This is a genomic window from Planococcus sp. 11815 (assembly GCF_051096385.1).
Taxonomy (GTDB): Bacteria; Bacillota; Bacilli; order Bacillales_A; family Planococcaceae; genus Planococcus; species Planococcus citreus.
This window is the reverse complement of the sequence record NZ_CP096991.1, coordinates 3,112,724-3,135,459: the sequence shown is the minus strand read 5'-3', so window position 1 is coordinate 3,135,459 and position 22,736 is coordinate 3,112,724. Positions and strand designations below refer to the sequence as shown.

Below are 22,736 nucleotides of genomic sequence, written 5' to 3'. Positions count from 1 at the left end.
ATGAAAAAATATCGAGTGGATGTCCAAGCGATGACCTGTACCGGATGCGAAGAACACGTGGTAGTCGCGCTTGAAGCGATTGGCGCAAAAGAAATCCAAGCTGATTTTCGAAAAGGTGAAGCTGTATTTGAACTGCCGGAAAACATGGAGGTTCAAAAGGCACAAAAAGCAATTGCTGATGCCAAGTATCAGCCGGGGGAAGCAGAAGAAGTCCGAGCCCAAGAAGCACTCCGCCCAGATGAAGAAGGCGAGTATGACTACATCATCATCGGTTCCGGGGGCGCTGCCTTTTCTTCCGCCATCGAAGCTGTGAAACATGGGGCGAAAGTGGCGATGATTGAACGGGGAACGGTAGGCGGTACCTGTGTGAACATTGGCTGTGTTCCTTCCAAAACCTTGTTACGGGCCGGAGAAATCAATCACTTGGCCAGGAATAATCCGTTTATCGGGCTGCACACCTCAGCGGGGGAAGTGGATTTGGCTCCGCTGGTCAAACAGAAAGAGGAATTGGTGACGGATCTCCGGAACAAGAAATATGTCGATTTGGTTGAAGACTACGGTTTTGAGTTGATCAAAGGGGAAGCCAGATTTATAGATGAACACACTATTGAAGTGGCCGGCATGAAGCTTTCTGCCAAACAGTTTCTGATTGCGACGGGGGCGGCTCCGGCTATGCCAGCCATTTCCGGACTGGAAGAAGTGGATTACTTGACCAGCACAACCTTATTGGAGCTAAAGAAAGTGCCGAAACGCCTGACGGTCATCGGTTCCGGCTATATTGGTGTGGAATTGGGTCAGTTATTTCACCACCTCGGATCCGAAGTCACACTGATGCAAAGAAGTTCGCGCCTGTTCCAGGAATACGATCCGGAAATCTCGGAAGCCCTCACGAAAGCTTTGACCGAGCAAGGCATTCGGTTAGTGACCGGTGCCACGTACGAGCGAATTGAACAGGACGGAGAGGTGAAAAAAGTATATGTCGAGGTGGACGGTCAGAAGCGAATCATTGAATCCGATCAACTGCTGATTGCAGCCGGCCGAACGCCCAATACGGAAAGCTTGAATTTGAACGCGGCGGGTGTTGAAACAGGGCGCCTCGGAGAAGTTCGGATTGATGATTATGCCAAGACCACCAATGAACGAATTTATGCAGCAGGCGACGTTACGCTCGGTCCTCAGTTTGTTTATGTCGCGGCTTATCAAGGGCGAGTGGCAGCAGGAAATGCGCTCGGTGGGCAGAAGGAAAAGTTGGATTTGGCCATTGTGCCGGGTGTTACGTTTACAGCGCCGGCGGTTGCCACCGTCGGCTTGACAGAGAAACAGGCAAAAGAAAACGGCTATGACGTTATCACTTCCGTCCTGCCGTTGGAGGCTGTTCCGCGAGCGCAAGTGAACCGGGAGACGACCGGCGTGTTCAAACTGGTGGCGGATGCGAAAACACGCCAGCTGCTGGGCGGGCATATCGTAGCGGAAAATGCAGGAGATGTCATTTATGCAGTGACACTTGCTGTGAAGTTCGGTTTGACCATCGAAAACATTAGCGACACCTTTGCGCCGTATTTAACCATGGCGGAAGGGGTGAAATTGGCTGCCCTCACGTTCGACAAGGATGTTTCCCAACTGTCTTGCTGTGCCGGTTAAAAGGGTTAAACAAGTAAATTCTAATGGAAAATAGGATTCCCTAGTTGCTATGGTCAGGGTTAAGTAGATCGAAATCAGAAAAGAAACTATTTGCCAATAGAACTCAAAGGTTGAAGGGAGCATTAAAGTTGATTTATACGATTTTCTTATTCGTCATCGCAGGAATAGCTGAAATTGGCGGAGGTTATTTGATTTGGTTATGGCTGCGAGAAGGTAAGCCGTTGTATTTAGGGATTTTTGGCGGTATCGCATTAGCTCTATACGGAGTGATTGCGACGTTCCAATCGTTCTCTTCATTCGGCCGGATTTATGCTGCCTACGGCGGAGTGTTCATCATCCTTTCCGTTTTATGGGGATGGGGAGTCGATAAAAAAACACCTGATTTCTATGACTGGATCGGGGCAGGTATTTGTTTAGTTGGTGTTTCCGTGATGTTGTGGGCTCCACGTGGATAATAAAATCTAATTGGTTTGCATATCATGAATTTATCAGAAGTACTTTATCTAAATGAAATACATGCAAAAAGGAAGACTACTAGCTGCATTTCCAGCTAGTAGTCTCTTTTTAATCTTAATCATCCTGATTGCCGATTTCGGCCTGCAGATAGCTCATTTTGAGTATCTGAGAATACCGGAGCAATAAACATATGAGTTTCTGAATTAGGAATTATAAGTCTCTCGGTTAAGATTCACAATATCTTCATGTGTAAATTCAGCTGAAAAATTCTCCATTACCTTGTCCCGCAGATAGGGAGCTTTTTCTTTGTCTGCTTTTTTCAAGGCTTCCGTCAGTTCTGCTTTCGTCAGTTCGGTGCAATAGGCAGGAGTTCCGGGCTGTTGTCTCCAGGAATCGCGCAACGAGCCGCTATCCACTGCATCGAAGCCTAACTCATTGACGACGGCCATGATTTGTTGTTTTTGGGCTGGGTCATCGCCTGCAATCGCCATGGCAATGCGGCCATTCGTACCTTCAGGGGTTCCCTTGTTTTCTAAGGTATACGCCAATTGATTGCTGAAGGCTTTGATGATTGGTCTCCCTAACTGCTGGGAAACCCAAACACTTTCCACCATCCCGTTCTCAATTTCTTCAATCTTGTTGTCTCTGAAAGGGTAATAATTGGACGTGTCTGCAATGATTACTTCCTCGCCTGCTTGATCGACAATGTGGCGAATGCTCGCCATGACATGCAATGGGAGAGAGAGGAACAGAACATCAATATTGTTGATGACATCCTCTACACTCACAGGTGTTCCAGCAATCTCCTTTCCTTCTAGATGTTCAATGTCTCGAACATCTGCAATCTTAACATCATGCCCATTTTCTACTAATTTTCTAGCAATGCTTGTCCCTATGGGCCCTGCACCTATAATTCCAAATCTCATTCTTCTTCCTCCTATAATCCTATTTGCTTGTGGTTCACTGGTAGCTCTGGAATTTCCCACTGGTCTCAGCATGAAATTCTCCCCCCTTAAAGGGGAGGCTAACTGAAAATATTGGTTTGCATTTGCATGAGAAGCCGTTTCATCAACTGTCTCTCTTCTAACGTAATCCCATCCAGCAAACGGTTTTGCTGATTTTCCCACACTTCACTCACGGAAGCTTGAATGTTTTTTCCATCCTCGGTCAGAAAGATCCGGTTGATTCGTTTATCGGCCGGATCTTTCAAGCGTACCACCAGTCTGTTTTTTTCCAGCACTTTGAGCATATTGGTTACAGTGGAGGCCTCGCAATTCAATTTCTCGCAAAGTTCCACTTGGGTTAAACCATCTTTTCTCCAAAGCTGGCACAAAAGATGGTCCTGGCCGACATGCAAATTTAATTCACGCAGCAGCGTGTTGTAGTTGCGCCGTGTCTGTGACGAAACTTTATCTAAAAGCTCCCGGATTTCATCGTTTAACATATAAAAAAACTCCTCGCAAAAATCATTCAGCAACCCGACTCGGAAAGGTGCTCGGGTTCATTGTTATGGTAAAAGTCATTATCGGACTTTGGCGTCTTCTAGTTGCTCTCCATATTCCTTGCCGAAAGCCTCCATCATCTCTAAGACAGGGAGTAATTTAACGCCCTTCTCTGTCAGGCTATACTCCACTTTTGGCGGAACGGTCGGATAGACTTTCCGCTTGATGACCCCATCTTGCTCCAACTCCCGCAGCTGCTTGGTGAGTGAACCTTGGGAAATGTCTTCCAGAAAATTTTTAATATCCGAATACCGGCGCGTCTCATCTTTTAAGTACCAGAGAATAAAATATTTCCAACGGCCCGATAAAATGTTCTGGGTAAATGCAATGGCATACATATCTCGTTCTTCGTTGATAAAATCTCTGTGAAATCCATCTAAGCAAACTTTCATTAGATTTACTCCCATCTTAAAGTACAAATAGATGTACTCTGTGCATTTACATTGCCTTCTTCACAAACTGTCTAGTAAGCTTCTATAATTGAAACCGAGCGCTAAACACGCAAAGGAATCCATCAATATCAAAAATCAGCCAGCTTCTGATTATATAGTTAGCGGGCTAACTAAATTATAGCATAGAAAAGGAGTCATGAAAAATGCAGACAAGCGACACAAATATAAAATTATCCATTTTGGACTTTGTTCATATTTATAAAGAAAATGATGCCAAACAAAGTCTTCAAAATATCACCGAAATGGTGCAATTAGCAGACCGGCTGGGGTATACCCGATACTGGTTCACTGAGCACCATAATACAACCAACTTAATGAGCACGTCACCCGATATGCTGAGCATGCACGCGGCGGCGCACACCAAACGGATTCGGGTAGGTGCTGGGGGCGTGATGTTGCCAAATCATAGCCCGTTGAAAGTCATGGAGAATTTTACGTTGCTGGAAGGGTTGTATCCGGGAAGAGTGGATTTGGGAATCGGGAGAAGTTCCGGAACGGACGGCTGGACCATGTGGGCGCTGTTGAGATCCAGGGAATTGTTAGGAAAAAATGATTTTCCGGAGCAACTGGACAATCTCCTGTCATTTTTTGCGCGGGATTTTAAAGAAATTCACCCGTTTAGCCATATAAATCCCCCAGGAGACCGTTCATTGGTGCCGGCTATGTATATGCTCGGCTCCAGCGAAGGCGGACTGCAGGCTGCTTTGGACAAAGGATTGGGATTTGTTTTTGCAGCGCATCTGACGCCGCAACTGGCTGTGCCGCTGCTGAGGGATTACCGCGCCAATTTTAAACCGTCCGCCTATTTAAGTGAACCCCAAAGCATGTTGGCGACAATCGTTATCACGGCTGAGACGGAAGAAGAAGCCCGGTATATAGCAGGACCTGCGGAGTTGGTGTGGGCGAAGATGAGTACAGGAAACACAAACTTTACACTCCCTACACCAGAAGAAGCGCAAAACTATATCTATACGCCGGAAGAAACCAGAGCTAGAGATCGGAACAAGGAACGCTTTGTGATCGGGAGTGTGGAGCAAGTCACTGAGCACCTTCAGCAACTTGCGAAAGCCAGTCTAGTGAACGAAATCATCGTTGCTGATTTTTATCCCGATCAGGAAAGCCGGATGAAAGGCCATGAATTATTGGCCGAAGCCTTTGGTTTGAACAAGAAAAGTTGATGGACTTATTAAAGGAGAGAATTCGATAATGGGTAAACGAAAGCTCAAACTCGGTGGCATCATCGATGGGGTGGGATGGAGCTACACGGGATGGCGCCATCCGGACATGCCGGCCGATGCCAGCGAAAACATCTACTACTACGTTGAAAAAGCCCAACAGCTGGAAGGAGCGAAATTCGATACCATCTTCCTGGCGGATGTTAGCCATATCGGCCCCGGCATGATCCCTCATTACTTGAGTATGTTCGAAGGGGTCTCCATTTTGTCCGCATTGAGCATGGTGACGCACTCGATTGGATTGGCGGCGACCATCGCCACTTCCTACGCAGATCCGTTCACAGTCGCCAGACAAATCGCCTCGCTCGATAAAATCAGCAATGGCCGTGCCGGATGGAACGCCGTGACGTCTAATCTTGGCGGTTTGGCGAATTACAGCCGGACCCATTTAAGCAAGTCCGACCTATATCCGATGAAACAAGAGTTTCTGGAGATTGTGGAAGGGCTTTGGGATTCCTATGAAGACGATGCGTTTATCCGCAATAAAGCGACTGGTGAATTCTATGACCCCCGCAAAATGTATGCGTTGAATTATCGGGGGAATAATTTTTCAGTGGACGGCCCATTGAACATCAGCCGTTCACGGCAAGGCCGGCCGGTAATTTCGCAAGCGGGAACGTCCTCGGACTTCATGGATATCGCAGCGAAACATGCGGAAATCATCATGGCGCCGGGAGATAATATCGACTACTTGAAGAGATATACCGCGGAACTGAAAAGACGAGTGAAGGATCAAGGGCGGTCTCCGGAGGATTTGCTGATGATGCCTTCCCACAGCCCCATCATCGGCAGAACCGAAAAAGAAGCAGAGGAAAAACTGAAGGAAATTGAGTCCTTGATGCCTGTGGGGCATCGCTTGCCAAGGCCAAAGTTCATGGGTTCTGTCGAAAACGTCGCGGAGCAGATCGAACAGTGGTACAAGGCAGGGATTATGGACATCTTGCTCATCAGGCAGGATCATCCCGCTGGTTTTGAAGATTTTATTCAACTGGTGGTTCCGATTCTCCAGGAAAAGGGCATCTTCCGGACGGAGTACGAAGACAATACGCTTCGCGGGAATTTAGAGCTGCCATATCCTGAAAATATGTACGTGAAATAATAAAGCAAATAGCAAAGGGAGAGTTTAATAATGAAAAATCGTATGACAGAATTACTAAACATCGAGTATCCAATCATTTCAGCTGCCATGACATGGGTGACATCCGCGAAATTTGTCGCGGCCGTTTCAAATGCTGGCGGAATGGGCGTACTTGGCCCGAATGCCGGCCAGACAGAGAAGGCAACAAGTGCAGAAGATATGGCCGATCGCTTAACCAACGAAATTCGCAAAGTGAAGGCATTGACCAACAAACCATTTGCGGTCAATTACATCTTTCCGATGGGCGGGGCTTCAGAAGATCCCTTTACGAATGCAGTGTTTGAAGTGCTGGTCAAAGAAGAGGTGAAGAATGTCATTGCCATTGGCCAGAACGTGGTCGAACGGGAACTGAAACGGCTTAAGGCACAGGGAATTAATGTGATTTATCGGGATTTAAGCCCGACGGTGGACAAACTGGTGGAAGCTGAAAAAATGGGCGTGGACGCCCTGATTGTGACGGGGTATGAAGCGGGAGGCCATATGAGCGATTACAAAATCAGTACGCTGTCCCTTGTTCCGCAGATTGCTTCGCTTGTGAAAATTCCGGTTCTAGCGGCTGGCGGCATCGTGGATGGCCAGGGAGCCAAAGCGGCATTTGCCATGGGCGCGGAAGGCGTCTATATGGGGACCCGATTTATCGCGACCGAGGAAAATCCAGCCAGCATCGAAACCAAAAAAGCGATCCTGGCTGTAAGAAGCGAGGAATTCATTGAATTCAAATCAGCCATTGGGAACTTGAGAACCATTCCGACAGAAGCCGGGAAGAAAGCATTGGAGTTAATCAATCAAGGCAAGCACGAAGAAGCCTATCAATATTACGGTGAAGGGTTCAAGGTAGGGATGTTGGATGGGGATCTGGTTAACGGGACGATTAGCGTTTCTGAAGCAGCTGGCGGGATTCAACAGATCCTCACTTGCCAGGAGGTGATTGAAGAAATTGTTGACACCCTTTATGCAAGATAATTCAGTACAAATTCTCAGTCGAAGTCATCTAGTAACAATTACTAAAAGTACACAAGTAAAATCATAAATTAAATTTAGGAGGAATTAAGATGAAATTATTAGAAGGTAAAGTCGCTATTATCACCGGAGGTTCAAAAGGCATGGGGGAAGCCCATTCCAAAAAGTTTATCGAGGAAGGCGCAAAAGTTGTTATCGGGGATGTTGATGTCGAAGCAGGAAAAAAACTTGCTTTGGAACTGGGGGAAGACGCCTTATTCATCGAATTGGATGTGACGAATACCAATAGTTGGGATGCTCTAGTTCAGCAGACCATCAAGACATTTGGAACTATCGATATTTTAGTAAACAATGCGGGATTGGCTGGCGGAATAACCGGCCTCTTGGAAATGGAAGAAGGCCTGTATAAAAAAATAATTGATATAAATCAATCTGGCGTCTTTTATGGTATGAGAGCGGTTTTACCGATCATGATTGAAAAAAATGACGGAGCCATCATCAATATTTCTTCACTTGCTGGGTTGAGAGCAAGCGCTGAAGCAAACCCTGCGTATACCGCTTCAAAATTTGCGGTACGAGGTCTTACAAAACAAGCAGCTTATGAATTCGCTAATAAAAACATTCGAATCAATGCGATCCTTCCAGGAGCTATCCTTACGCCTATGGCTCAAGAGATGCTAACGAGCGAACAACTTGAGGAAACAGCTCAAATGTTGCCGATGAAGCGATTCGCTAGTCCAAATGAAGTTTCGGATGTTTTAGCATTTTTAGCGTCTGACAAAGCTAGTTATATAAATGGAACAGATATTGTAGTAGACGGTGCAAGAGATACGATTATTAAGTAAATTGTTTTTTACTTTCTTAACAGGAAACTAATTAACGATAAAATTAAAGTAATGCTTACTGGCTAACTTTCTAAAAGCAGCAAATTATTGCGTTAATAATTTGCTGCTTTTAATTCATTTTAAAAGAAATTAATTAAGTCTTAGATTGACATGATGCTAATACGGTACTCTCGATCGAATATGTCTAATGAGTCGAGAGGATTACGCTTAGTATTAACATACTTAATGCTCTCAAATAGAACAAAGAAAAACTGTTACTTCTTGTGGATAGAAGTCTGTATTCTAAAGTTCTTATCAATTAATACAAAGATTTAGTTTACATATTGCCGGATTATCGGAAGTCATGTGTATTTCAAAGGAGAGAAGGTGTGCTAAGCACATCTTCTCTCCTTTTTGTGAATCTGTACTCTTACGAACGATTTTATTCAATAAAGTAAAGGTAATTATTTCATATACATATTATGGGAGTTGGTGTTAGTCTAAATGTAGTTGATGTTTGAAAAAGTCGAATGTAACTCACCGCACTTAAGTTACATTCAACTACCAAAGATTAAAAGAAAGTCTTTATGGCAATGACTTTGAAATTCAAGAAACCAAAATTATGTAAGGAAGGGTTAAATGACTTACTTTTTCTTAATACTTCTGGTTTTCTTTATAATTGTCGCAAATATTATTGGGTTTAAAGGCTATAAGAAAAAGAAAAATCTATATTCTGTAGCGTTTACAATACTATTATTAGCGATATTATTTGGGACAATCGGCGGTGCACTGGCACTATTTCTTATTCGTGATGCTTTTGCAATATTTTATGGCATGCAAGTAGGTTACTGTCTCTTAATAAATAGTTTCATCGTTTTTATAATTGCGATTGTAGCAACTTTAATAAAAAACTATAACAGTAGAAAAATATAATTTAAAAAAGCATAGAACTAAGTCGTACTTATCTGGGATAAGAAATAATAAGGTAATTAAAAGAGTAAATGTAACTTAATATAAATTAATTTGCATTCACATATTAAACCTTTCTTAGAAGGGATGAACCAATTGAAGTACTTAATATTAACAATAATAATTGCTCTATTATGGGTATTAGCATCAGCTATCGGTATTAATTCGATCATTTTTTTCCCGAATGCAATTGCCTGGACCACTAAATTTATTCTGCCATGGATTGCTTTATACTGGCTCATTAGACTCGTTAAAATCCAAGAAAAAAAACAGAAAAATTTCCTGATGATCTGAATATAACTTAATCTAAATCAAGTTGCATTCACATCAAAGCAAATAGAGAACGGGATACCTCCACTTTTCTATCAAGTGGAGGTATCCCGCCTTATAACTTAATTTAAATCTCTGATGACATAAAACATTTCGTAATAAAGCCCTCTTACAACTTCTTCATATTCTTCCTCAGAAAGATCCTTAGCTAAAATATTGAATTGCCAACTTGAAGCGCCTTCTTCAGCCGCCGGGTAATAGCCTAAAGAAAAGATTTCCTCATCATGGACTCTTTTGGAATAATCTGTGTAACTTATCTCATCGTCCACAAAGGGAAAGTAATAAGCTTCTGTTTGGATGAAGAAAAAGAGAACATCTGAATTTGCAAATACTTCAGTATAGGGACTATCAGCAGCCCTTTCTAAATACTCTTCCATGACGAAAAAACTATCGTATTGTTCGACTGTTTCGATACTCAACTCTTCGATCTCCACCGTACTGAAAGTGATTTTCTCTGAGTCTATTTCTGGCGGAGTGCCTAATACCCCTATCTCAAGATTTCGTCCTAGATACTCTTCTTGAGTGTCTTGTTTATTAGGCTCCACGACTTCTTGTTGTGTGTCTTCTATTTGGGAGCTGCAGGCTGATATGACGAATAAAAACAATATGACCATTGAAATCATAAAAATTCTATTTAGTTTCTTTAACAAGGTTTTGGCTCCCTTCTTAAATTTTGATTTCCATATTTTTACCTTATCATACTTTTAAAACCAGTTATACGGAGAGGTTAATCCTTGTTTTAAATGGAACTTAAGTCCAGTTAAGTTATATTCAGAATACTGACTCCAAACTTATTTTTATTATCTTCACATTAAAAGATGCGAAGGAAATAGAATAGGATAAAAATGGCCATTCCGATTTTTAGCGGAATGGCCATTTTTACTTTTTTTGACGAGCCTTGAAATGGCTTCAGGAGAAACATTACAAAAACTGATTTATTACTAGTTCTGATGTAAAGATAAGTTTCCGGACTTCTGCCAAAATCGAATGATTCAACAGTAAAACAAGCTTTCTCTTTAATTTAAACTTATCCCAAAAACTCGATGGCCACGTCACCTTCGAAAGTAAAGCTAGTGAGGAAAGAATGACTGTGTATATAATGAAAAGAAAAATAGAGTTTGAATCCAATGCATAAAGTTGCTTATGTCTTGAACATGAGTTAAAAGGGAAGCCGGTTGAATTCCGGCGCGGTCCCGCCACTGTAAGTGAGAGCCATCTGAAAAAGCCACTGAAGCGATGCTTCGGGAAGATTCAGAAGGCGATGATCACGAGCCAGGAGACCTGCCTTTATGCGGATGCCCGTTTGCTTGCAAGGACAAGCTGGGAGTCAGCCTTTTTTTCGCTGTTTTTTCTCAATCCCTTGCGGCACGCGGGGGATTTTTCTATTTTGACGAGTGGAGGGAAAAGTATGCCAGCAGTTTCGATTATGATTCAAGGAACAGCTTCCGATGTGGGGAAAAGCTTGATTTGTACAGCGCTATGCCGAATTTTTTCAGACGATGGCTTCCGTGTGGCTCCGTTTAAATCACAGAACATGGCGCTGAATTCGTTTGTGACAGAAGCAGCCGGCGAAATCGGCAGGGCGCAGGGCGTTCAAGCAGAAGCAGCCCGTATTCCGGCGACTTTTGATATGAATCCAATTTTGCTCAAGCCAAAGCAGGACATGGTGTCAGAAGTCATTGTCCATGGCCGGCACTTTATGGACATGAATGCAAAAACCTATCGCGACGATTTCTTGCAGCAAGTGATGCCGGCGGTCGAGCAGTCGATGCGCAGGCTGCAGCAGGATTTTGACGTGCTGGTACTTGAAGGTGCCGGTAGCCCTGCAGAAATCAATTTGAAGGATAAAGACATTGCCAATATGCGCATGGCCCACTTGGCAGATGCCGCCGTCATTTTAGTGGTGGATATCGACAAGGGTGGTGCGTTCGCCGCTATCGTCGGAACGCTCGCTTTGCTCGATGAATCGGAACGAATTCGTGTAAAAGGAATCATCATCAATAAATTCCGTGGCATGCGTGAGCTGCTCGATGATGGCATTGACTGGCTGGAGAAAGAAACAGGCATTCCGGTGCTCGGGGTCTTGTCTTATCTCGATGTCCAAATCGATGCAGAAGATTCTCTTGCATTGTCATCGCTGCGGTTTAAAAAACCGAAACCAGGAGAGTTTGCTGTAGATATAGCCGTCATCCGGCTCCCACGAATCTCGAATTTCACAGATATAGACCCGTTTTTCGATGAACCGGAAACGGGCGTGCGTTTGGTCGGAAAAGTCGAAGATCTCGGTACACCTGACCTGCTCGTCATTCCCGGAACCAAAAACACATTGGCTGATGCTGCGTGGCTCAAAGAAAACGGCTTTGATCGAGCGATTCAACAGCTGCACGAGCAAGGCACCAAGATCTTTGGGGTTTGCGGAGGTTTTCAATTGCTTGGGGAATCACTTTTAGATAATGAGGCGGTCGACGGGGAAGGGGGAGTGGCAAGCGGTCTTTCTTTACTGCCGGTGGACACGGTGTTTGTTGGGGATAAGAAAACCGTTTTAATGACCGGCAGGCAAGTAAAAGACGGACAGATGCTGACAGGCTACGAAATCCATTTGGGAAGATCAACTATCCGCGGGGAGACTGTGCCATTTATGCAGCTATCGGACGGCCGGATGGACGGGGCAGTCAGTGCAGATGGAAGCGTGATCGGCACATACCTCCATGGCATTTTCCATAACCGGAAATTCACGCGTGAACTAGTCAATGAATTACGAGTCAAAAAAGGGTTAGAACCATTGGAAGACGATGTGAAACCCGATGCCCAGCGAAGGGAAGAAGAGTATGATTTTCTAGCGGCACAAGTTCGCAGCCATATTAACGTGGCAGCGGTTTACCAATTACTCGGCTTATCTGCTTACGCGGCCCACAAGAGCACAATGTAAGAAGAAATGTGTTTTTCGATACTACTAGAAAATAGTGGATGGTAAAGAACAAAAAGCCGGACTTCCTCTATGGAGTCCGGTTTTTAAATTGAAGGCATTTTTAAAGATCGTATGCCCAAAACATATACCGGACTATTTGATATAGGTATTGGTCATTTGAATTCCATCGCTTTATGATGATATTGAAAATATAAAATATCTATTTAAGACGAGTAAATCAGCCTACTTAATTTAGATTCAGTAAATTTCTCCATAGTCTCAACAGGAAGGGGAAATGAAAATGAAAAAAACAGCTTTGCCATTAGGTATCATCCTCATGGCTCTTGGCTTAAGTGCTTGTGATGCGAGCGAAACGGATGAAAGAGATGCGCCGAATGCTGAAGAACAACCAAGCAACGGGGATAACCAGGAAAGGGAGGAAGCGGAGATGGCAAATCTACTTGCTTTAGAATTGCAAATAGGGAACGAAGTGTTCTCAGCACAACTTTACGAAAGCGATACAACCGAAGCATTGCTTGAATTGCTTCCGTTAACCATAGATATGGAAGATCTTCATGGAAATGAAAAGTTCTTTTATCTTTCAGAAAGGCTCCCAACAAATTCTGAGAGCCCAGGGCATATTAATGCGGGGGACATTATGCTTTACGGAGACGATTGCCTGGTATTCTTTTATGACAAGCTTTCAACTTCCCATCAATATACCCGTCTCGGCTATATCGAAAATGTGGAAAGATTTACTCAAGCGGTCGGAGAGGGGGATATCACGGTCGCTCTTGATTTCGCCGAAAATGATGGATAAAAGGCTTATATAGTTGAAGAACGCATCAAGTCCTAGACTCGATGCGTTCTTTTTATCGCTCATCCAATTAGTGAATAAATGATTCGCAGCTATTCCGTAATTTTCTTTATGGCCTTTGCTGGGACTCCTGCCACTACCGTGTTTGAAGGGACGTCTTTTGAAACGACAGCCCCTGCCGCCACAACGGCATTGTCCCCAATCGTAACACCGGGAAGGATGGTGGCGTTTGAGCCAATCCATACGTTTTCGCCGATAACTACAGGAAAGGGCATGGTGGTGCCTCTTGTTTCCAAGGGCAAGCCATGATTCAAGGTAGCGATCGAGACATTCATGCCGATCAATGAGCCATTGCCGATGGTGATGCCGCCCCGGTCCTGGAACGAACAACCGGTATTGATAAACACATTTTTACCGATGCGTATGTTCTTGCCGAAGTCCGTGTGGAACGGAGGCAAACATAGAAACGAAGCGTCGACTGGTGCGCCTGTCAGTTCAGAGAACAGCGCGACGATTTCTTCTTGGGTGTTGAAAGTTGAGTTCAACTCCACCATGATTTTCTGGGCCTGAAAACTGCTTTGCACCAATAGGCCGTGCAATTCTTTATCTGTACTTGAAATGGGGTTGCCTGCTTTGCAAAAATCGATAAATTCTTGCATCTCCATCTGAAAACCGCCTTTCCTTATCCTATTTCCTTTATACCTCTTGAGCTGTCGGGCGAATGATCATATCGCTGACCGAAACGCGGTCCGGTGTATCGATGACATAAGCGACTGCCTGGGCAATATCTTCTGCGACAAGTCCCCATTCTGATTGGGCTTGGTGAAGAGCGGCCGATACTTCTTTGTCATTGATGGTTGTATATAATTCGGTCAGGACAGCGCCCGGTGAGATAATCGTGGATTTGATGTTGTTTTCACGCTGCTCTTGTCTCAAGCCTTCCATAATGGCCCGGACAGCAAATTTGGTTCCGCAGTAAACGGCTGAATGCGGGTAGACCACATGCCCTGCCACAGAATCGGTGGAGATGATATGGCCGGATTTTTGTTCGACCATCTTCGGCAACGCCGCTGCAATGCCATTCAGCACCCCCATGACATTGATATCCAGCATGTTTTTCCATTCGTCGCGTCGCGTTTCAGCCAACGGGGCGGTCGGCATAATCCCGGCGTTATTGAACAGTACATCCAATTGACCGTACTCGGCAATCGCCAAATCAATGACTTGCTGCACTTCTTCATGATTTGATACATCAGCTTTTCTGTAGACGATGTGTGCTTCCGGCAGTGATTCCTTGATCTCTTTCAAGCGCTCTTCTCTGCGCGCTGCCAATACCAACTTGGCGCCTTTTTCGGCTAAAATTCTGGCTGTTGCTTCTCCAATGCCGCTGGATGCTCCCATAATGATAATGACTTTTCCTTCAATTGCCATGTAGAATTCCTCCTTCAAAATAATTATCTATTCGTTCCCATCATAAAATGATAGGATTCAGATATCCAATACCTATATCAAATAATCTATTATGCTTTTTGAGCATAAGAAAAGGAGGCTATTATGGAACTTCGCGTATTGCGCTACTTTATTGCGGTAGCGAAAGAACAAAACATTTCGGCTGCGGCCAAACAGCTGCATTTGTCTCAACCGACATTATCCCGGCAATTGAAAGAACTGGAAGCGGAACTGGGGACAACTTTATTTGAACGGGGAAATCGGAAAATCACCTTAACGGAAGAAGGGCTGTTCCTGTTCAATAAAGCGAAGGAAATCGTGGAATTGACCGAGAAAACCGAAGCTAATTTGAAAGGGACGAAACAAGAGATTGGCGGGGAAATTTATATTGGCGGCGGTGAAACCGAAGCGATGCGATTCATTGCGAAAGCATGCAAAGAGCTGCTCGAAAACCACTCGGGTATCCGTTTCCATCTTTACAGCGGCAACGCAGACGACATCACCGATAAATTGGAGAATGGCTTGCTGGATTTCGGTATTGTCATCGAACCGATGGACAAGCAGAGATACGATTATATAAAGCTGCCAGCGACTGACCGTTGGGGTGTATTAATGCGAAAAGACAGCCCGCTCGCACAACGTCCGTTTATCCAGCCTGAAGATTTGATGGATGAGCCCTTGCTGATTTCTCGCCAAACGGCGGTCAGCAATGAAATGTCCGGCTGGTTCGGGAAAAATATTGAGGACCTGCGTGTGGTTGGAACTTACAATTTGATCTACAACGCGGCATTGATGGTGGAAGAAAACATTGGCTATGCATTGTGTCTGGATAAGTTAGTGAATACTGGCGAAGACAGCAAACTGTGTTTTATCCCATTGCGCCCAAAACTAGAAGCGAACTTAAATATCATTTGGAAAAAGCATCAGGTTTTCTCCAGTGCAGCGAATTTGTTTTTGCAGCAACTTCGAATTCATTTACACAACTAGAGCTCTATAAATAGAAAAAAACATCAAGCTTTAATTGGCTTGATGTTTTTTCTACTTGTCGGGAAACTGAAATTTTATTTATTAGGCTCACCATCTGCCTTTGGTTCAACCGGAAGCTTCGTGAAGAAGATGGTGCCTTCGGGTCCTGTTTCGATGGTGATCGTCGCATTATGGCGTGCCGCCACCGCGTAACAGATGCCTAGGCCGAGTCCCGTGCCTTCATCTTTTGTCGTATAGAAAGGCGTGCCGATTTTGTCGATGATAGCGGGATCGATGCCGCTGCCTTGATCCTGCACTGCCAGCACCACGTAATTTTCGTTTTCCGGATAGGTGCCGATGGTCAGTGTCTGCCCTTCATCCATCGCTTCCAGTCCGTTGCGGTATAAATTGATGATCAATTGCCGGATTTCATTATGATTCAATAGTAGTTCCGGCACTTCCTGCGTGTAAATATGGATTTGTTTGTTCTGATTGGCTGTATCGATTTTGATCAATGGTGAAATATCATCAAGGATGGTGTTTAAGCTCATCATTTTCATGTCCGAAGTGCGCGTATTGCCAACGGACAGAAATTCAGTGATGATGGCATTCGCCCGGTCCAATTCAGCGATCATCAGGTTGAAATGCGCAGCATGCGGCTCCAATTGTTCGTTCATGACCATCAGTTGCAGAAAACCGCGCACCGTTGTCATCGGATTGCGGATCTCGTGGCTGATTCCCGCCGCCATCTGGCCGATCAAATCCAAATTGGCCAGCCGTTTTAGTTCTTTCTCGTACTGCTTCTTTTCCTTGATGTTTTTCAGCACGCAGCAAATGCCGTCATCAAACGGATAGGCGGTAATTTCAAACCAAAAGTCTTCCGCATCGGATTGCGACTCAAAGCGAACCGTCACCCGGTCGATCATGGCGCGATGGAACTCGTTATAGGTAAGTGTATCGACAGTTTCCGGAAACACATCCCAAATGTTTTTGCCGAGCACTTCGTCTGCTTTTTTGCCTTTCGGTAAAAAAAGATGCTGGTTGATGTAAGTGTATTCCCAGTTTTTATTGAGCACAAAAAAACCGTCCGTGATGCTTTCGATCACACTATTGACCCGCTTGTTCGCGGCGTACAATGCACTCGTCCGCTCTTCGACCATTCCTTCCAATTGGTCCATGTACAATAAATTCGAAAAAACCGGAGCGGTGGCTTCGATAACGGACTGGGCGACAGGGATTTGCAAATCCACTGCGTCTTCTGCGGCTTCGCGCCGGCATACCGCTGATACGATCCCGTGGACTTTTCCCATAGAAATCATTGGGAGCAGCAGTAACTCGTGTTGAGCACCCAAGTTTGCGCGGATGACTTCTTTTTGCAATACAGCACGTGCGAGCAGTTCTGCATAAATGGCGTTTAGCCCCATTTCGGCGAGGTGTTTCTGCCAGTGCTGTTCGGTCATATCATTGGCTGCCTGAAATTGGGTCGGCGTGCCGCCTTTCATGCTTGGCGATTTTATGATATGTGCGGCAAAACCACCCTCGCCGAACGCCTGTTTCAAATAGCCGAAGCAAACGTTCAGGCTTTCCTGGATCGTCGAACAGAAAGATAGTTCACGGGTAAGGTCGAGCAATAATTGCTTTTCCCTCAATAATTTCTCTTTTTGATTGAAGCTCTTCGCGTTTTGAATGGCGACCGCTGCCATATTTACATAAGCTTCGACACTTTCAATCTCTGATTGCGTCAAATTCATCGGGGTCCCGTAATTGAACAGGAACACCATCCCCATGAATTCCTTTTCAAAGGAAATCGGCAACGCCAATAAGAAATTGATTTGGAAGGCGCCTACTGGCTTCAAGTCCGGCCGGTTATCTGTTGATGTATCCGCTATATAGATGGTTTTCCGTGTCGCTATCAATTCCGCTGCCAGGTTGTCTGTGTTTGGGTCGATAATTTGCGATTGCAGCGTCATGCCGCTCATCATCTCCGGCTTTCCCGCAAATCCGCGATACGTGCCATCGCCTTCTGGCAAAAAGATCCCAACAGAATCGCATCGGACGATTTCCTCGGAAATAGCCGTCGTGACCTGCTGCAGAACTTCATGCAAATCCAGCTTTGTATTTACAATGCGTGTGATGTTCGCAAGCCTCGAATACCGCGATTGATCATTCACCATAGTATGTCTCCATTCTCGCCAACTGATCGTTGGGGCCTATCTGCAAGTGCCTTTAACATTTCTTTTCCAAATTACTTTATATATCTGTCTACAATATTACTATATCTGAGTAGTTACAATCCTTTTATTTGTTAATAAATGTTTGTATAAAAAATTTTCTTTTGAATAGGGAATGGATGCCCGGCAATCTAAAAAAACATCAAGCTTTGATTAGCTTGATGTTTTTTTAGGTTGTCGAGAAAGTGAAGAAGTCGTATTTTCCGAAGCTTATCGCTCGCTTTCCGTGGGCTCGCGCCCAAGCCTCCTCAGTCGCTTTGCGCCTTGCGGGGTCTCGGTCGTCTCGCTTTACCACTGGAGTCGAGCGAACGCTTCTCCAAATACTTAGCTAGAACATTGATTTTGAATATAGAAAAGGGAAGCTCAGTATTAATTAATAGCGGATTATAGACTTCTTCAACAATCAAAAAACATCAAGCTTTGATTAGCTTGATGTTTTCTGAGTTAGGTCAGGACAGAATCTGAAGCATCGTTGTCGCCGGGTTTTGACGATTGCCGTGCTTCTTTTTCTTCCAGCGCTTTTAATTCCTGCTCGGTCAAGAATTCGACTTTCAGCCCAAAGAATGCCATGAAGATGGAGATAATCGGCACGGTATAGTTCAGAATCGCGTAAGGCGCATAGGCGAAGGTGCTGACGCCGAGAGTCGCCACGATAAACACGCCGCATGTATTCCAGGGAATCAAAGGCGAAGTGACGGTGCCGCCGTCTTCCAATGCCCGTGATAAGTTTTTCGAATGCAGTTTTTTGTCCCGATACGCTTTGGCGTACATTCTACCTGGGAGAAGAATCGATATGTATTGTTCAGAAGCGGTTGCATTCGTGAAAAAGGCCGAAACGATTGTCGCGGCAATCAGGCTGCCTGCTGATTTCGCGACCTTGAGAATTTGGTTGACGATCGCTTGGAGCATCCCCACTTGTTCCATGATGCCGCCGAAGATCATCGCGACAATCGTCAAGGACACCGTGTACATCATCGACTCGATGCCGCCGCGGTTGAACAAATTATCTACCATTTCATTGCCGCTCGAAATCACGAATCCGTCGTGAAGCGTATTGACGGCATCGGCCACGCTGCCGCCTTGGATAAACACATAGCACAGCCAGCCGAGCAACACGCCAATCGTCAAAGCCGGCAGTGCAGGAACCTTTTTCGCTACCAAGACGATGACCGCAAGCGGCACGAGCAACAGCCAAGGGGAGATGACGAAATTGCTTTCCAATGCGGAAAGGATGCTGTTGATGTTGCCGATATCCACGGCAGTGCCGGCAAACTGCCTGCCGAGGATAAAGTAAGCGACTAACGCAATGATGAGGCCAGGAATCGTCGTATACACCATATGCTTAATATGCGTGAACAAAGGCGTTTCGGTAATTCCGGCCGCCAAATTGGTTGTGTCAGACAGCGGGGACATTTTGTCGCCGAAATAAGCACCGGAAATGACCGCGCCTGCTACCATGGCAGCAGGGATGCCCATGCTCACGCCGATGCCCATTCCCGCGACGCCGATCGTTCCCATTGTCGACCAGGAACTGCCTATGGCCAAAGTGACAATCGCGCAAATGATGCAGATGGTCACGAGGAATAGGGAAGGGGTGATGATTTTCAATCCGTAATAGATCATCGTGGCCACAATCCCGCCGCCAATCCAAGCTCCGATGATCAAACCGACGAGAAGGATGATGACAATCGCTGGAAGCGCCATGCGGATGCCTTTATAAGCGCCTTCCTCGATGATTTCCCATTTATATCCGTAGCGCCAGCCGATCAGGGCAGCAATTGCCGCACCGATCAATAACGGGACGTGCGGGCTACCGCCAAATTTGATGATGGTAATTGCCATGATACTGATCATGACGATGAATGGAATTAACGCCATAACAAAAGGAATTTCTATTTTCTGTTGATTTTTCATGATTCATCTCCTCAATGCAAGATAATGAAAGCCTTTTCAACTATTTTGCCATGAGCTTCGAAGAGGTGCAAATGATTTTTTCAAAAATTTAAATATCTAAAATTTTTGCGCAAAATATTTTTGCACTATTTTGAAAGTGATTTTTTTGACGAGTATCACGGAGGATGGTGATTTTAGGTGATCGAAAAAGAAGCCCAGCCCGTTATGGATGGACTGAGCTTCTGTAGTGCGCAAAGGGAACCCGCTTACTGTTTGTTCAGATTGATTTTGGCCAGCCAAATGTTAAACACAATGAACACTCCACACGACAGGATGCTGAAATGATTGACCTCACCACCCGGCAGCAATTGGTTTTCTGCGACGTTCAAGACGCCGCCTGGGGACAGCTGAAACACAAGATGGTTAAAGCTTTTGATCAGGATCAAGAAAATGGAGACGGCAATCGTCGTGACCGCGATGAGAATGGGCCCCTTGATGAATGTGCTGATTAGAATCGCTAGGCTGATGACGTAGAGAATCCACAAACTGTACATCAAAAGAAATAACAAGAAATCGGAAAAAGAGAACGAACCGAATAAAAAAATCGTGTAGCCGTAGGAAACGGCGGCTCCAATGGCAATGGCGAACATGCTGATGAGCCAGTGGCCTGCAAGCTTTGACAATAAATAAGACGGAATGGCAACCGGGCGGGTCAAGATAAAGTCCTGCATGCCGCTATTGCGGTCGGACGCAATGAGCCCCATGAAGCTGATGATTAAAATGATGAGTCCGATTTGATTGAACTGCCCGGAAATGGTCGACAGAAGAACTTCTCCGGAACTCGGTACCGGCCGGTTCGGGTCAATGGTGATGCCATCTGCGCCGCCTACGTTTTCGAGGATCACGTCCATATAGTTATTAATCAAAGGCTGGGTGACACCCAAAATGACGAAAAACAATGTCAGCCAAATAAATTTGTATTCTTTTGCGGCTTCCGCCAGCTCGGTTTGGGTTAGCGTATAAAAGTTGGTCATGTGTCCGACACCATCTCCAGGAAAATTTCCTCGATTCCTTTTTCATAAAACTCGATGGACGTGACATCCAGCTCTTGTGCATCCAAGTCATGGACGACTTTTTTCAAATCAAGTTGTTCAGTCCCTGTCAAAAGGAAAGCGGTAGGGGACAGGCGTTCAATATACGCCACGCCATCACCGGGCCAAATGCCGCTTGCTGGTGGAGTCTTCGCTGTCTTCACCAAAATTTGTGTACGGTCTGCATGCTGAAGTTGGCTGTCGATGGTTCCAGAAATCGCGCCATCTTTGATCACAATGTAGCGGTCGCAAAACGCACTGGCATCATCCAGGATATGTGTGGAAATAATGATGGTCGTCCGTTTCTTCAAGCGGGCGATCAATTTTTTCACTTCGTTCCGGCCGATCGGATCGAGAGCTGAGACCGGTTCATCCAAAATCAATAATTGCGGCTCGTGCAAAATGGCTTGTGCGATTCCGAGCCGCTGCTTCATGCCACCGGATAATTGCTCCACTTTATAGCCCTCTTTATCCTTCAGGCCAACTTCCTCCAACACCGCGGGGATAGCCTCCTGTAAAAATACCGCATCCAGGCCTGATAGTTTTCCGAAGAAACGAAGCGATTCCCCGCAGCTCATCCACGGCTTGAAGTCTGTATGCTGGGACAAATAGCCGATATCTTGCTTGTGCTGGGCAATGGGCTTGGAATGGAAGGTGATGTTCCCTTGTTCATAGTGCAAAACGCCAGTCATGCATTTAATAAGCGTTGTTTTGCCGGCACCGTTTGGCCCCAATAAACCAATGCATTCCCCTTGTGCAACCGTAAAAGAGACATCGCTCAAGATTTTTCGTTTTTTGATCCTCTTATGAAGTTTCTCGACTGTAATCATGGCGAATGACCTTCCTTCCGATGACCAAATACAAGATCGGCCCTAATGATTGGAATAATAAGATGGCGGCGAGCCAAGCATACGGTGCCGCAATCCGATCTTTCCGCTTAAACCAGTCGTACAGTGCGACGCCAATGAGCAATAAGTTGAAAAAGATAATGGGCAAGGCGAACGGCAGGATTTTTGCCCAATCGATTTCCAGTAAAGCAGTAATATCAGTATTCATATTTATCACCCTTTCTATTATCATTATCAATAATGATAATAGAAACGTCAACTACTTTATGCATGCTCCGTATTTTAATCAGGTTTCGAGTTGCCAGCCGGCCATTTAGGTGGAGTTGGTAAATCAACGGAAAGAATATATAATAGCTAATTAAGCGCACTCAAAAAGGGGACATTGCACATGGAATTTGATTTATTTAAAAACCAAGTCAGGTTTAAAATAGCTTTGGAATTGATCGATGTTGATGAGGGCTTATCGATCCTGCAGCTGAATAAACTATTGAAAGAAGTGTCGCAAGCGACTTTGTACAGACACGTGAATTCCATGGTGGAGGATGACTTGCTGAAAGTGGTGGGCATAAACCGCAGCGGGAAAGTGGAAGAAAAACTCTATGCACTGAACACGCAAGCTTATAAAGTGAGTCAGGAAGACTGGCAGTCAGCTACTTATAGCGAGAGAATCCGGTTCATCACGTACTATTTCATGTACATTCTGCAAAACTATAAAAATTACCATGAGCGCAGCGTGGAAGAGCAGTCCCAGGATCAATCGACATTTTCTTTAGTGAAGCTGAATTTAACAGACGATAGATTCAATGATTTTCAATCGGAGCTTGGCTCATTAATGGAGAAATATTATAATGCGCAGGAGCCGGAACAAGGAACCGAACGCGCTGTTTCGTTGGTGATTATTCCATAATCCGAAAATAAATATGAACGCAATAAAGCACAGCTGAATGGGATCAGCTGTGCTTTATTTATTGAGAAGGCAGTGATGCGCAAATGAAAGCTGCACTTATAGCTGCGTTATGTTGCTTT

Annotated in this window: 22 protein-coding genes and 1 riboswitch; of the genes, 11 read left to right on the top strand and 11 right to left on the bottom strand. The window is 45.0% G+C overall.

Features of this window, described 5'->3' with window-relative positions; translation table 11 throughout:
• Positions 1-1,641, top strand: a complete 1,641-nt coding sequence (gene merA, locus M1Q06_RS15730; RefSeq protein ID WP_298829975.1) for a mercury(II) reductase — start codon at positions 1-3, stop codon at positions 1,639-1,641.
• Between the two features lie 128 nt (positions 1,642-1,769).
• Positions 1,770-2,096: a YnfA family protein gene (locus M1Q06_RS15725; protein ID WP_101802364.1), complete on the top strand. Its 327-nt coding sequence runs from the start codon at positions 1,770-1,772 to the stop codon at positions 2,094-2,096.
• Positions 2,097-2,300: 204 nt separating this feature from the next.
• On the opposite strand, the gene M1Q06_RS15720 is transcribed toward M1Q06_RS15725, so the two are convergent.
• From M1Q06_RS15720 to M1Q06_RS15710, 3 genes are all read right to left on the bottom strand, one after another.
• A complete protein-coding gene (locus M1Q06_RS15720; RefSeq protein ID WP_434400599.1) occupies positions 2,301-3,095 on the bottom strand; it encodes an NADPH-dependent F420 reductase in 795 nt (264 codons plus the stop codon).
• A 26-nt stretch (positions 3,096-3,121) separates the two neighbouring features.
• Complete coding sequence (locus M1Q06_RS15715) at positions 3,122-3,541, bottom strand: MarR family winged helix-turn-helix transcriptional regulator (protein WP_434400597.1); 420 nt, start codon at positions 3,539-3,541, stop codon at positions 3,122-3,124.
• A gap of 78 nt (positions 3,542-3,619) precedes the next feature.
• Positions 3,620-3,991 (bottom strand): winged helix-turn-helix transcriptional regulator, encoded by a 372-nt coding sequence (locus M1Q06_RS15710; protein WP_434400595.1) that lies wholly within the window; start codon positions 3,989-3,991, stop codon positions 3,620-3,622.
• A 203-nt stretch (positions 3,992-4,194) separates the two neighbouring features.
• Between M1Q06_RS15710 and M1Q06_RS15705 the strand changes: the two genes are divergently transcribed.
• The 5 genes from M1Q06_RS15705 to M1Q06_RS15685 all read left to right on the top strand — a co-directional run bounded on the left by M1Q06_RS15705 (position 4,195) and on the right by M1Q06_RS15685 (position 9,141).
• Positions 4,195-5,229: an LLM class flavin-dependent oxidoreductase gene (locus M1Q06_RS15705; RefSeq protein ID WP_434400593.1), complete on the top strand. Its 1,035-nt coding sequence runs from the start codon at positions 4,195-4,197 to the stop codon at positions 5,227-5,229.
• Positions 5,230-5,257: 28 nt separating this feature from the next.
• The gene (locus M1Q06_RS15700; protein ID WP_434400591.1) at positions 5,258-6,385 is read left to right on the top strand and encodes an NtaA/DmoA family FMN-dependent monooxygenase; all 1,128 of its coding nucleotides are present in this window, start codon (positions 5,258-5,260) and stop codon (positions 6,383-6,385) included.
• 30 nt (positions 6,386-6,415) lie between these two features.
• Positions 6,416-7,387: an NAD(P)H-dependent flavin oxidoreductase gene (locus M1Q06_RS15695; protein WP_434400589.1), complete on the top strand. Its 972-nt coding sequence runs from the start codon at positions 6,416-6,418 to the stop codon at positions 7,385-7,387.
• An 89-nt stretch (positions 7,388-7,476) separates the two neighbouring features.
• Positions 7,477-8,229: an SDR family NAD(P)-dependent oxidoreductase gene (locus M1Q06_RS15690; RefSeq protein ID WP_434400587.1), complete on the top strand. Its 753-nt coding sequence runs from the start codon at positions 7,477-7,479 to the stop codon at positions 8,227-8,229.
• A gap of 618 nt (positions 8,230-8,847) precedes the next feature.
• Positions 8,848-9,141, top strand: coding sequence for a 3-isopropylmalate dehydrogenase (locus M1Q06_RS15685; protein ID WP_112229735.1), 294 nt, complete (start codon positions 8,848-8,850; stop codon positions 9,139-9,141).
• A 428-nt stretch (positions 9,142-9,569) separates the two neighbouring features.
• On the opposite strand, the gene M1Q06_RS15680 is transcribed toward M1Q06_RS15685, so the two are convergent.
• A complete protein-coding gene (locus tag M1Q06_RS15680) occupies positions 9,570-10,157 on the bottom strand; it encodes a hypothetical protein (RefSeq protein WP_434400585.1) in 588 nt (195 codons plus the stop codon).
• A 468-nt stretch (positions 10,158-10,625) separates the two neighbouring features.
• A riboswitch (cobalamin riboswitch) is annotated at positions 10,626-10,810 on the top strand.
• 105 nt (positions 10,811-10,915) lie between these two features.
• Between M1Q06_RS15680 and M1Q06_RS15675 the strand changes: the two genes are divergently transcribed.
• Positions 10,916-12,436: a cobyric acid synthase gene (locus M1Q06_RS15675; RefSeq protein ID WP_434400583.1), complete on the top strand. Its 1,521-nt coding sequence runs from the start codon at positions 10,916-10,918 to the stop codon at positions 12,434-12,436.
• A 280-nt stretch (positions 12,437-12,716) separates the two neighbouring features.
• Positions 12,717-13,235: a cyclophilin-like fold protein gene (locus tag M1Q06_RS15670; protein ID WP_434400581.1), complete on the top strand. Its 519-nt coding sequence runs from the start codon at positions 12,717-12,719 to the stop codon at positions 13,233-13,235.
• A gap of 89 nt (positions 13,236-13,324) precedes the next feature.
• Here M1Q06_RS15670 and M1Q06_RS15665 read toward each other — a convergent pair whose 3' ends face one another.
• Entirely contained in the window at positions 13,325-13,897 is a 573-nt protein-coding gene (locus M1Q06_RS15665) for a DapH/DapD/GlmU-related protein (protein WP_434400579.1), read from the bottom strand.
• A 31-nt stretch (positions 13,898-13,928) separates the two neighbouring features.
• Complete coding sequence (locus M1Q06_RS15660) at positions 13,929-14,663, bottom strand: SDR family oxidoreductase (RefSeq protein WP_434400577.1); 735 nt, start codon at positions 14,661-14,663, stop codon at positions 13,929-13,931.
• A gap of 123 nt (positions 14,664-14,786) precedes the next feature.
• Between M1Q06_RS15660 and M1Q06_RS15655 the strand changes: the two genes are divergently transcribed.
• Entirely contained in the window at positions 14,787-15,668 is an 882-nt protein-coding gene (locus tag M1Q06_RS15655) for a LysR family transcriptional regulator (RefSeq protein ID WP_434400575.1), read from the top strand.
• A 74-nt stretch (positions 15,669-15,742) separates the two neighbouring features.
• Here M1Q06_RS15655 and M1Q06_RS15650 read toward each other — a convergent pair whose 3' ends face one another.
• The 5 genes from M1Q06_RS15650 to M1Q06_RS15630 form a co-directional block, all read right to left on the bottom strand.
• Entirely contained in the window at positions 15,743-17,821 is a 2,079-nt protein-coding gene (locus M1Q06_RS15650; RefSeq protein ID WP_434400573.1) for a GAF domain-containing sensor histidine kinase, read from the bottom strand.
• Positions 17,822-18,322: 501 nt separating this feature from the next.
• Positions 18,323-19,792, bottom strand: a complete 1,470-nt coding sequence (gene nhaC, locus M1Q06_RS15645; RefSeq protein WP_101191923.1) for a Na+/H+ antiporter NhaC — start codon at positions 19,790-19,792, stop codon at positions 18,323-18,325.
• A 245-nt stretch (positions 19,793-20,037) separates the two neighbouring features.
• Entirely contained in the window at positions 20,038-20,805 is a 768-nt protein-coding gene (locus M1Q06_RS15640) for an ABC transporter permease (protein WP_101191922.1), read from the bottom strand.
• Positions 20,802-21,692: an ABC transporter ATP-binding protein gene (locus M1Q06_RS15635; protein WP_434400571.1), complete on the bottom strand. Its 891-nt coding sequence runs from the start codon at positions 21,690-21,692 to the stop codon at positions 20,802-20,804. The genes M1Q06_RS15640 and M1Q06_RS15635 overlap by 4 nt, the downstream gene beginning before the upstream one ends.
• On the bottom strand, positions 21,667-21,918 hold the full coding sequence (locus tag M1Q06_RS15630; protein ID WP_101191920.1) for a PLD nuclease N-terminal domain-containing protein: 252 nt from the start codon (positions 21,916-21,918) through the stop codon (positions 21,667-21,669). The genes M1Q06_RS15635 and M1Q06_RS15630 overlap by 26 nt, the downstream gene beginning before the upstream one ends.
• 180 nt (positions 21,919-22,098) lie before the next feature.
• On the opposite strand from M1Q06_RS15630, the gene M1Q06_RS15625 reads away from it, so the two are divergent.
• Positions 22,099-22,617 (top strand): helix-turn-helix domain-containing protein, encoded by a 519-nt coding sequence (locus M1Q06_RS15625; protein WP_101191919.1) that lies wholly within the window; start codon positions 22,099-22,101, stop codon positions 22,615-22,617.
• The last annotated feature ends 119 nt before the right edge of the window (positions 22,618-22,736 follow it).

Coding starts and splice junctions, on each gene's coding strand:
- merA (WP_298829975.1), top strand. CDS start 1: ATGAAAAAATATCGAGTGGATGTCCAAGCGATGACCTGTACCGGATGC.
- M1Q06_RS15720 (WP_434400599.1), bottom strand. CDS start 3,095: ATGCTGAGACCAGTGGGAAATTCCAGAGCTACCAGTGAACCACAAGCA.
- M1Q06_RS15715 (WP_434400597.1), bottom strand. CDS start 3,541: ATGTTAAACGATGAAATCCGGGAGCTTTTAGATAAAGTTTCGTCACAG.
- M1Q06_RS15710 (WP_434400595.1), bottom strand. CDS start 3,991: ATGAAAGTTTGCTTAGATGGATTTCACAGAGATTTTATCAACGAAGAA.
- M1Q06_RS15705 (WP_434400593.1), top strand. CDS start 4,195: ATGCAGACAAGCGACACAAATATAAAATTATCCATTTTGGACTTTGTT.
- M1Q06_RS15700 (WP_434400591.1), top strand. CDS start 5,258: ATGGGTAAACGAAAGCTCAAACTCGGTGGCATCATCGATGGGGTGGGA.
- M1Q06_RS15695 (WP_434400589.1), top strand. CDS start 6,416: ATGAAAAATCGTATGACAGAATTACTAAACATCGAGTATCCAATCATT.
- M1Q06_RS15690 (WP_434400587.1), top strand. CDS start 7,477: ATGAAATTATTAGAAGGTAAAGTCGCTATTATCACCGGAGGTTCAAAA.
- M1Q06_RS15685 (WP_112229735.1), top strand. CDS start 8,848: ATGACTTACTTTTTCTTAATACTTCTGGTTTTCTTTATAATTGTCGCA.
- M1Q06_RS15675 (WP_434400583.1), top strand. CDS start 10,916: ATGCCAGCAGTTTCGATTATGATTCAAGGAACAGCTTCCGATGTGGGG.
- M1Q06_RS15670 (WP_434400581.1), top strand. CDS start 12,717: ATGAAAAAAACAGCTTTGCCATTAGGTATCATCCTCATGGCTCTTGGC.
- M1Q06_RS15665 (WP_434400579.1), bottom strand. CDS start 13,897: ATGGAGATGCAAGAATTTATCGATTTTTGCAAAGCAGGCAACCCCATT.
- M1Q06_RS15660 (WP_434400577.1), bottom strand. CDS start 14,663: ATGGCAATTGAAGGAAAAGTCATTATCATTATGGGAGCATCCAGCGGC.
- M1Q06_RS15655 (WP_434400575.1), top strand. CDS start 14,787: ATGGAACTTCGCGTATTGCGCTACTTTATTGCGGTAGCGAAAGAACAA.
- M1Q06_RS15650 (WP_434400573.1), bottom strand. CDS start 17,821: ATGGTGAATGATCAATCGCGGTATTCGAGGCTTGCGAACATCACACGC.
- nhaC (WP_101191923.1), bottom strand. CDS start 19,792: ATGAAAAATCAACAGAAAATAGAAATTCCTTTTGTTATGGCGTTAATT.
- M1Q06_RS15640 (WP_101191922.1), bottom strand. CDS start 20,805: ATGACCAACTTTTATACGCTAACCCAAACCGAGCTGGCGGAAGCCGCA.
- M1Q06_RS15635 (WP_434400571.1), bottom strand. CDS start 21,692: ATGATTACAGTCGAGAAACTTCATAAGAGGATCAAAAAACGAAAAATC.
- M1Q06_RS15630 (WP_101191920.1), bottom strand. CDS start 21,918: ATGAATACTGATATTACTGCTTTACTGGAAATCGATTGGGCAAAAATC.
- M1Q06_RS15625 (WP_101191919.1), top strand. CDS start 22,099: ATGGAATTTGATTTATTTAAAAACCAAGTCAGGTTTAAAATAGCTTTG.